At 74.3% G+C, this 7,137-nt stretch carries 6 protein-coding genes; all 6 read left to right on the top strand.

The genetic code is table 11. From position 1 onward, the window contains the following. The first annotated feature begins 433 nt into the window (after positions 1-433). The 6 genes from pseB (at position 434) to ABZU53_RS26560 (ending at position 7,107) form a co-directional block, all read left to right on the top strand. Positions 434-1,417 carry a UDP-N-acetylglucosamine 4,6-dehydratase (inverting) gene (pseB, locus tag ABZU53_RS26585; RefSeq protein WP_354855104.1) on the top strand — a complete coding sequence of 328 codons (984 nt, stop codon included), beginning with the start codon at positions 434-436 and terminating at the stop codon, positions 1,415-1,417. Next, positions 1,414-2,571: an aminotransferase class I/II-fold pyridoxal phosphate-dependent enzyme gene (locus tag ABZU53_RS26580; protein ID WP_355068164.1), complete on the top strand. Its 1,158-nt coding sequence runs from the start codon at positions 1,414-1,416 to the stop codon at positions 2,569-2,571. Before pseB ends, ABZU53_RS26580 begins: the two co-directional genes overlap by 4 nt. A gap of 10 nt (positions 2,572-2,581) precedes the next feature. After that, positions 2,582-3,433, top strand: a complete 852-nt coding sequence (locus tag ABZU53_RS26575; protein ID WP_355068162.1) for a hypothetical protein — start codon at positions 2,582-2,584, stop codon at positions 3,431-3,433. Beyond that, the gene (locus tag ABZU53_RS26570; protein WP_355068161.1) at positions 3,423-5,252 is read left to right on the top strand and encodes a class I SAM-dependent methyltransferase; all 1,830 of its coding nucleotides are present in this window, start codon (positions 3,423-3,425) and stop codon (positions 5,250-5,252) included. Before ABZU53_RS26575 ends, ABZU53_RS26570 begins: the two co-directional genes overlap by 11 nt. 77 nt (positions 5,253-5,329) lie before the next feature. Beyond that, complete coding sequence (locus ABZU53_RS26565; protein ID WP_355068168.1) at positions 5,330-6,052, top strand: glycosyltransferase family protein; 723 nt, start codon at positions 5,330-5,332, stop codon at positions 6,050-6,052. Continuing rightward, complete coding sequence (locus ABZU53_RS26560; protein WP_355068166.1) at positions 6,049-7,107, top strand: spore coat protein; 1,059 nt, start codon at positions 6,049-6,051, stop codon at positions 7,105-7,107. Before ABZU53_RS26565 ends, ABZU53_RS26560 begins: the two co-directional genes overlap by 4 nt. Positions 7,108-7,137: the final 30 nt, after the last annotated feature.

The following is a 7,137-nucleotide window of genomic DNA, read 5'->3' as shown; positions in this document are numbered from 1 at the left end:
CGCGGGTGGCGGTGGGGGTGCCCGGGGAGCGCCCGCGGGCGGTCCATTAACGTGGGTGCGGCACCTCATCCCCCCCCCGGCACCTGCCGGCCGTGCCGGTAGGCGTGCCCACCGGTGGGCACGCCTACCGGCCGGTGACGCTCGGGGATGACCCGCTCGCACCGAGGCGGTGCGGATGTCGGGTGAACGCGGGAAACGACGGCGCGCAGAGGCTGCGGGTCGCTCGCGCGGCCACTGTAGCGGCCGTTTCCGGCCTGGTCAGCCCGCTTTCCGGACGGTTGGAAGTGTTCGCCCGCGCGCTGCTCGCCATTCACGACGGCAGGGGCAGCGGTTAACCCGCGAGCGCCGAGGCGTTAACCCGCCGGGGTTAGCGTCTCACCCCGGTCGGCCGGCCGAGGGCCGCCGGTTCATCCACGATCACGGGAGCACCAAATTGAGTGAGTTGAATGGATCGTCCATTCTGATCACCGGGGGAACGGGTTCCTTCGGCAGGACCTTCCTCCGGCACATCCTCACCGAGGCCGACCCGGCCCGGGTGGTGGTCTTCTCCCGCGACGAGCTCAAGCAGTACGAGCTGCGCCAGCAGCTCGGCGACGACCCGCGCCTGCGCTGGTTCATCGGCGACATCCGGGACCGGCACCGCCTTACCCGGGCGATGCACGGCGTGGACCACGTGGTGCACGCCGCCGCGCTCAAGCAGGTGGACACGGCGGAGTACAACCCGTCGGAGTTCATCGCCACCAACATCACCGGCTCGCAGCACGTGGTCGACGCCGCGATCGAGGCCGGCGTCAAGAAGGTCATCGCGCTCTCCACGGACAAGGCGTCCAGCCCGATCAACCTGTACGGCGCCACCAAGCTGGTCGGCGACAAGCTGTTCGTCTCGGCCAACCACTACGCCGCGCACCACCCGACCCGGTTCGCGGTCGTCCGCTACGGCAACGTGGTCGGCAGCCGCGGTTCGGTCGTCCCGCTGTTTCACCGGCTGGCCGCCGAGGGCAAGAGCCTGCCGATCACCGACAAGCGGATGACCCGGTTCTGGATCACCCTGGAGCAGGCCGTCCAGTTCGTCATGGACTCGTTTGACCAGATGCAGGGCGGCGAGCTGTTCGTGCCGCGCATTCCCAGCATGCGCATCCTCGACCTGGTCGAGGCCGTCGCGCCGGACGCCACCACCCACGAGATCGGCATCCGGCCTGGCGAAAAGCTGCACGAGGAGATGATCGCCCCGGACGACAGCCGGCGGACGCTGCGCGCCAAGGACCGCTACATCGTCCAGCCGACCATCGCCGGCTGGGGCTACCAGCCGCCGGTCGACTGCGAGCCCGTGCCGGACGGCTTCGCCTACCAGTCGGACACCAACGACGAGTGGCTCAGCGTGCAGCAGCTACGCGAGATGCTCGGCCTCACCGCATGACAGCGATGCTCCCGTACGGCCGACAGTCGATCAGCGAGGACGACATCGCGGCCGTCGCCGACGTGCTGCGCGGCGACTGGCTCACCACCGGGCCGCAGGTCGACGCGTTCGAGGCCGACCTCGCCAGGTGGACCGGCGGGGTCGGCGTCGCCAGCGTCTCCAATGGCACCGCGGCGCTGCACGTGGCGTACGCGGCCGCCGGGGTGGGACCGGGCGACGAGGTGGTGGTCCCGCCGATGACGTTCGTGGCGACCGCCAGCAGCGCCGTCGCCCTCGGCGCGACGATCGTGTTCGCCGACGTCGAGGCCGAGACGTTCTGCCTGGACCCGGCCGCGGCCGCCGCGGCGGTCACCTCGCGTACCAAGGTCGTCTCCGCTGTCGACTACGCAGGCCACCCGGCCGACTACGACGCCCTGCGCACGTCGGTCGAGGGCTCGGACGCGGTGCTGCTCGCCGACGCGGCGCACTCGATCGGCGGGACGTACCACGGCCGTCCGGTGGGCTCGCTCGCCGACCTGACCACGTTCTCGTTCTTCCCCACGAAGAACCTGACCACCGCCGAGGGCGGCGCGGTCGCCGCGCTGGATCCGCGCATCCTGGAGCGGGCCCGCCGGTTCCGCGGCGTGGGCGTCGTCCGCGACCGCGCCGAGCTGCGCTTCGCCGACGAGGGTGGGTGGCACCAGGAGGTGCACGAGTTCGGGCTGAACTACCGGCTGCCGGACGTGCTGTGCGCCCTGGGTCGCAGCCAGCTCCGCCGGCTCGCCGCGTTCAAGGCCCGCCGGAGCGCACTGGTCGCCCGCTACGACGAGGCGCTGGCCGACCTGGACGGCGTGCTGCTGCCGACCCGCAAGTCGTGGGCCGACCCGGCCTGGCACCTCTACCCGATCCGGGTGCTCGACGGGCGTCGCCGCGAGGTGTACGACCGGATGCGGGCCGCCGGAATCGGCGTGCAGGTCAACTACCTGCCCGTGCACTGGCACCCCGCCTTCGCCGACCTGGGCTACCGGCGCGGATCGTGCCCGGTGGCCGAGTCGTTCTACACCCAGCAGCTGTCGCTGCCGCTGTACCCGGGACTCAGCGACGCCGACCAGGACCGCGTCATCGACGCGCTGGCCGTGGCCCTGCGGGCCGGCTCGGTGCGTACCGCCGCCTGATGGGAACCTGATGCACCACGCGAACCACTTCTACGGCCACGCCCACGTGCTGGCCCGCTACGCCGGCCTCGGCGACCGGCATCCCCCGCGGATCAACGGGTACGTGCAGCACGGCTGGAACATCGGCGACGGCCTGGCGCCGGGCCACCCGTACGCCGAGGGCACCCCGAGCCTGCTCTGGTCCGAGCAGACCCGCCGCCGGGCCTGGTCGGTGGGGCGGCGCAACGTCGTCGTGATCGGCGCCCCGTTCACCTACCTGCTGGCCATGCGGCCGGAGAACCCGCCGGCGCAGGAGCGGGAGGGCACCATCTGGTACCCGTTCCACGGCTGGGAGGGCCAGCACGTCAAGGGCGACCACCGGGAGCTGATCGCCCGCATCCGCGACACCGAGCCCGGCCCGGTCACGGTCTGCCTCTACTGGCACGAGTACGGCATGCGCCACGTCCGCCGGCTCTACGAACGCGCCGGGTTCCGGGTGATCTGCCACGGCTACCGGGGGCACTGGTGGAAGGACACCGACCCGGAGTTCCTCGACAAGCAGCTGACCGAGCTGCGCCGGCACCGGCGGGTAGCATCCAACCGGCTGACCAGCGCGATCTTCTACGGCATCGCGGCCGGCTGCGAACCGGCGGTCTACGGCGACCCGATGATCCTGTCCAACGAGGACCCGACCTTCGGCGGCACCGCCCGCATCCGGCGGCAGTGGCCGGAACTGCACGGCGCGAAGGTCGACCTGCCCACCGCGGTCTCGATCGCCCGCGCGGAGCTGGGCACCGACCACCGCTGCACACCGCCCGAGCTGCGGGAGCTGCTCGGCTGGGCGAACCTTCCGGAAGAAGAAGAGGACGACAGTGACGACTGAGACGGCACCCGCCGGCCGGATCACCCTGCCGGGCGGCGAGATGCTGGCCTGGTCCGACCTGCCCAAGGAGCGGTTGGCCGACGGAGGGCCCCTCGCCGCGCTGGCCGCCCGGATCGTGCCGCCCGGCGCCCGGGTCCTGCTGGCCGGCCCCCACGACCCGGCGCTGCTCGTCCGGCTCGCCCACGCCGAGGTGACCTGCCTGCTGCGCAGCCACCCGGACGCGGTGGCGCTGGCTCAGCGGGCCGCCCGCGTGGTCGTGGGCGGCCCGGCCGGGCTGCCCGACGACGAGACGTACGACGTGGTGATCGCCGCCGCCGGACTGGACCCGGTGGAGTCGGTGGAGGGCACCCGGCTGGGCTGGGACGGTGTGCTGGCACGGCTGGTCGCGGCGGTACGCCCCGGCGGCGCGCTGCTGCTGCGCCTGGACAACCCGCTCGGGCTGCACCGGCTGGTGGCCACCACCCCCTGGTACGCCGCCCGCGACGACTCCGCCTGGGTGATCGGTGGCGTGCTGGACCAGGCGCACCCCGCCAACCGGGACCAACTGCGCGAGCGGCTCACCGGCGCCGGGCTGCGCTCGGTTGCCTGCTGGGCCGCGTACCCCGACGGCGCGACCGCGACGGCGCTGCTCGACGCCGACCAGCTCGACCGGGGCGCGGGCTGCGGGCTGTTCGACGCGGTGCTGCACGGTGCCTGCGCCGGGGCCTTCGGCACCGCGACCGTGCTCCAGGACCCGGCCCGGCTGGCGGTGGACGCCCTGCACGCCGGGCGTGCCGCCGATCTCGCGCCGGCCTGGCTGATGCTGGCCCGTCGACCGGGTGGGCCCACGGACGCCACCGTCGACGGGGACCTGCCGGTGGCGCTGGCGCAGACCGGGCAGTCCGGCCAGCCCGGGATCGGTGTGCTGGAGGTGCTCGACGGCCCGTCGGGCTGGCGGTGGGGCCACAGCGCCGGCACCGGCGCCGGCACGAGCACGCCGGCCGCGCCGTTCGCCAGCCGCGAAGCCGCGTACCGGGACCCGGCCGCACTGTCCGGGCCGGTGCCGACCGGGCGGCTGCTGCACACCCTGCTGCTCGACGCCGCGCTGCGCCGCGACCTGGCGACGCTGCGCACGCTGCTGCACGGGTACGCGGGCTGGCTCGCCGGCCAGGCCGACGCCGACGGCCGACTCGCCGGCGCGGCGGCGCTGGCCAGCACCGACAACATGGTGGTCAGCGGGGAACGCTACGCGGTGCTCGACCCGAGCTGGCGGGCCACCGACACGCTGCCCGGCGACGTGGTGCTGGCCCGCGGCCTGTGGCGCTTCGCGGCGGCCCTGCTCACCGGCGGGTACGCCCACCCGTGGTCGTCCACTCTCGACGTCGCGGGCCTGACCGTGGTGCTCGGCGGGCTCGCCGGCCACGACCTGGACCGGGCGACCGTGGCCGAGGCGGTGCAGGCCGAGGCGGCGATCGCGGCCACGCTGCACGGCCTGGACGCCAACGGCCGCGCGACCCTCGCCGCCGAGCTGCAGGCCGTCGAGCCGACCGACCCGCCGGTCGGCGCGCGCAGCTACCAGCAGCTGCGGGAGGCGTGGCTGCGGCAACGCGAGGAGATCAGCCGGCTCGCCGCCCTGACCCGATGGACCGACGAGCTGCTCACCTCCCGGGAGCGGGCGCTGCGCCGGGCCGAGGCGAAGATCGGCCTGCTCAGCGGGTCCATCAGTTACCGCGTCGGCCGGCTCGCCATCACCCCGGCCCGGCTGGCCAAGCGGGGTGCGCGTGCCGCCAAGCGGCGAGCGCGGGCGGCGCTCGCGCCGAGGCAGGAGGAGCAGCAGTGACCGGCGGCGACAACGCGTCCGCGACGGCGAGCCGACCGGACCCGACGGCCGACACGGGAGCGGCCGTCGGGCCCCGGATCGTCGGGATCGTGCAGGCCCGGATGGGCTCCTCGCGGCTACCCGGCAAGGTGCTCCGCCCGCTCGCCGGGCGGTCCGTGCTGGGCCGCGTCGTCCGCGCCGCCCGCGACAGCGGCGTCCTCGCCGACCTGGTGGTCGCGACCAGCACGGACACCGTCGACGACGCGCTGGTCGACGAGTGCCGGCGGCTCGGCGTGCCGTGTCACCGCGGGCCGGTCGACGACGTGCTGGGCCGGTTCGTGGGCGCGCTCGCCGCACACCCCGGCGACGCGGTCATGCGGTTCACCGCCGACTGTCCCCTGCTCGACCCGGAGATCATCACGCTGGTCGCCTCGGTGTACCGGGCCGTGCCCGGCCTGGACTACGCGAGCACGTCGATCGCCCGGACCCTGCCCCGCGGGCTGGACGTCGAGATCATCCGCGCGGAGACCCTGCGGACCCTCGACCGGCTCGCCACCGGTCACCACCGGGTGCACGTCACCTCGTACGCGTACACCCATCCGGATGTGTTCCGGGTGCTCGGGGTGACCCTCACCCCGGACCGTTCGGCGCTGCGGCTGACCCTCGACACCGAGCAGGACTGGGCGCTGGTGAGCGCCGTCGCCGACCACTTCGGCGACGTCAGCGTGCCGCTGGCCAAGCTCGCCGACTGGCTCGACGGGCAGCCGCTGCTGCGCGCGCTCAACGCCGACGTACGCCAGAAGCGGCTGGAGGAGTCCTGAGCACGCTACGGGTCGGACTGCGCTGCGACGCCGGGCCGCGGCGCGGAGTCGGGCACCTCGTCCGCTGCCTGGCGCTCGCCGAGGAGTTCCTGGCCCGAGGCGCCCACGTCGCGGTGTTCGGCACTGTGGAACGGCTCGGCTGGGCCACCGCCGAACTGGCCGCGCGGGGCATCGGACTGCACCCCGGCCCCGAGTCGCCGGCCGAGCTGGTCGAGGCGGCCCGACGACACGACCTCGACGTGATGGTCGTCGACTCCTACGAGTTGGACCCGGCCGGCGCGGGTGCCCTGCGCGCGGCCGGCGTGTTCACCCTCGCCGTCATCGACGGGGACAGCCGGGGCCAGGACGCCGATCTCTACCTCGACCAGAACTTCGGGGCCCAGCTTCCGGCGCTGCCCGGGCGGTTGCTCGCCGGCAGCGGGTACGCCCTGCTGCGCGACTCGGTCGTGACCGCCCGTCCGGCGACGCCCCGGCCCGCCACGGCGGTCAGCAGGCCCCGGGTGCTGGCCTTCTTCGGCGGCACCGACGCGGTCGGCGCGGCCCCGGTGCTGACCCGGGTGCTGCTGGCCACCGGACACCCGATGGACCTCACGGTCGTCGTCGGCCGACCCGAGATCGAGGCCGAACTGGAGACGATCACCCCCGGGCGGGGGCAGATCGTCCGTCCCGTTCCGCCCACCGGCTCGCTGCCGGCCCTGATCACCGGAGCGGACCTGGTGGTCAGCGCCGCTGGCACCTCCACCTGGGAACTGTGCTGCCTCGGCGCGCCCGCCGCGCTGGTCTGCGTGGTCGACAACCAACGCGAGTCGTACACCCGGGTGGTCCAGCACGGTCTGGCCGCCGGCCTCGGCGAACTGCCGGAGCTGACCGGCGCCGGAGTGCCCGGGCGGGCCGCCCGGGCGACGGCGGCGCGGACCCTCAACGGGCTGCTCAGCTCGCCGCAGCGCCGCGCGGCGCTGGCCGCGCGGGCCTGGTCCACTGTGGACGGCCGGGGCCGGGCGCGGGTCGTGGACGCGGTGTTCGACGCTGTACGCCCGGCCGCCGTCGCGGACTGACGACGCACATTCTCCCACTTATGATCCGTC

The sequence above is a fragment of the Micromonospora sp. NPDC005194 genome (assembly GCF_040608335.1).
Lineage (GTDB): Bacteria > Actinomycetota > Actinomycetes > Mycobacteriales > Micromonosporaceae > Micromonospora.
This window is presented reverse-complemented; position numbering and strand designations above follow the sequence as displayed.